A 2,594-nucleotide genomic window follows, 5' to 3' on the forward strand; every position below is an offset into this window, starting at 1 on the left:
AGACGACGTCGGAACACACCCAATCGACCGGCCCGTCGACCTTGGGGTCAAGCGCAAAAGCGCTGTCCCGGCGGGATTCAACGCCCGGCATCGCCGCCACCTGCGGGGCCAGCTCGGCCTTATCCACCGCAACCACCCGCGCGCCCAAACTGGCGAGCACCCAGGTCCAGCCGCCGGGTGCGGCACCGAGGTCGAGGCAAAGATCGCCCGGCCCCGGCCGATCATCTAGCAGGCTCAGCGCCTCCCACAGCTTGAGGTAGGCGCGGTTGGGCGGCGTCTCCCGGTCCTCGACGAACCGGGCCTGGCCATGCGGAAACGGGCTGCGCGTGGTTGGCGATGCCAACATCCGATCCGCGTCCAACAACGTCCAGCCGCCAAGCGACGCTGACGGCGGACGGTCGGGGAAGGCGAGCGGCTTCATCGAGACGTGCGGCAGTTGCTGGGCGATCAGGTTGGCGCGGCGGACCTGCGCGGGCGGGGTCAGGAGCGCCCAGTTGCGCTGCAGGGCCTTGAGCGTTCGGGCCGCCTGCTTGATCGAAGGCACCGGCAGCTCGCGCGCGTCGACCCAGACGTCCTCCGCCCAGGCGGGGTCAACCGCCGGCGGGTCGGCCAGCAACAGCCGGTCGCCATGCCAGCCGCGCAGCCGCACGCCGGCACGCGCGAGCTCGCGCTCCAGCTCCGCTTCGAAGCCCACGGCGGGGATATAGCCAACCAACTGCGCCATCGCGGGCGCCTCTAGCACGCTGTGGCGCCAAAGTCCCCCGCATGACGGTTCCGTGACGCGCGGGTGATGCCCGCGGGTGCCGATCAGGGCGCCCCGAAGCCACCGGCGGTGGGGGGGATGACGGTGATGGTCTCGCCGGCCTCCAGCACGGTCTGGGCGCAGGCGGGCAGCTCCTCCTCCTGCCCGTCGAGGCGGCGCACGAGGGTGCGGCCCGGTTGGCCCGCGCCGCCGCCCGCCAGCCCCTGCGGCGCCCGGCCCCGGTGCGAGGACAGCATCGCGCAGTCCATCCGCTCCAGGAACCGCAACCGGCGCAGGGTGCCGTCACCCGCCGGATACGCGCCATCGCCGCCCGATCCGGGGCGCAGGCCGAATTCCTCCAGAAGGACGGGGAAGCGCAGCTCCAGCACCTCCGGATCGGTCAGGCGCGAGTTGGTCATGTGGACATGCACGCCCCCGGTGCCCGCGAACCCGCCGCCGTCGTTCATCCGCCCGGCCGGCGAGCCCGAACAGATCGTCTCGTAATACTGGTGGCGGTCGTTGCCGAAGGTCAGGTTGTTCATCGTCCCCTGGCTGTTGGCGATGGCGCCGAGCGCCTGGAACAGCGCATTCGTGACGTGCTGGCTGGTCTCCACGTTGCCCGCGACGACGGCGCGGGGATAGGCGGGCTTCAGCATGCAGCCGTCGGGGATCACCAGCCGGATGGGCCGCAGGCAGCCCGCGTTCATCGGGATGCCCGCCTCCACCATCACGCGGAACACATAAAGGACGGCCGCGCGGGTCACGGGTTCGGGCGCGTTGAAGTTGTTGGCCTGCGCCTCCGAGGTGCCGGTGAAATCCACCGTGGCCTGCCTCGCGTCGCGGTCCACGGTGATCTTCACGCGGATCACCTGACCGGTGTCGGTGGGGTATTCGGCCGCGCAGTCCTCCAGCCGGCCCAGCAGGCGGCGCACCTCCTCGGCGGCGTTGTCCTGCACATGGCCCATGTAGGCCTGCACGACCTCCAGTCCGAAATCGTCGATCATGCGGCGCAGCTCCGCGATGCCGCGGGCGTTGGCGGCGATCTGCGCCTTGAGGTCGGCCACGTTCTGGTCGGGGTTGCGGCAGGGGTGGGGGTGGTCGGTCAGCAGCCTGCGCAGCGCGTCCTCGCGGAAGGTGCCGCGCGCGACCAGGCGGAAGTTGTCGATCAGCACGCCTTCCTCGTCCACCGTGGTGGCCAGCGGCGTCATCGAGCCCGGCGCGGTGCCGCCCACATCGGCGTGGTGCCCGCGCGAGGCGACCCAGAACAGCACCTCGCGCTCGGCCGCGTCGAACACCGGCGTGCACACGGTGATGTCGGGCAGATGCGTGCCGCCGTTGTAGGGCGCGTTCAGCGCGAACACGTCGCCGGGATGGATGTCGCCCGCGTTCAGGCGGATCACCGTCTCCACGCTGCGGTCCATCGATCCCAGATGCACCGGCATGTGCGGGGCGTTCGCCACCAGCGCGCCGTTCGCGTCGAACACCGCGCAGGAGAAATCCAGCCGTTCCTTGATGTTGACCGACTGGGCGGTGTTCTGAAGCGCCACCCCCATCTGTTCGGCGATGTTCATGAAGAGGTTGTTGAACACCTCCAGCAGGATCGGATCGGCCGCCGTGCCCAGGGCCTCGTCGCGGGTCGCGGCCTCCACCCGGCTCAGAAGGACATGGTCGCGCGGCGTGATCTGTCCTTCCCAGCCGGGCTCGACGACGATGGTCTGGTTGGCCTCGATGATCAGGGCGGGGCCGGGGATGCGGTCGCCGGGCGACAGCCCCTCGCGGCGGAACACGGCGGCGTCGTGCCAGGCCCCGGCGGTAAAGACCGGCGTGGTGCGGTCGCTGGCGGGGCCTGGCA

General features: G+C 70.9%; 2 protein-coding genes. Both read right to left on the bottom strand.

All coding sequences use genetic code 11. From position 1 onward, the window contains the following. A partial coding sequence (locus CCR87_RS00225; RefSeq protein WP_274609734.1) for an SAM-dependent methyltransferase occupies positions 1 to 724 on the bottom strand: 724 nt, incomplete at its 3' end. Between the two features lie 83 nt (positions 725 to 807). Continuing rightward, positions 808 to 2,594, bottom strand: a 1,787-nt coding sequence (locus tag CCR87_RS00230; protein ID WP_201155336.1) for a hydantoinase B/oxoprolinase family protein, incomplete at its 5' end; no start/stop codon positions are given.

The organism is Rhodobaculum claviforme (assembly GCF_016653255.1).
Classification (GTDB): Bacteria; Pseudomonadota; Alphaproteobacteria; order Rhodobacterales; family Rhodobacteraceae; genus Rhodobaculum; species Rhodobaculum claviforme.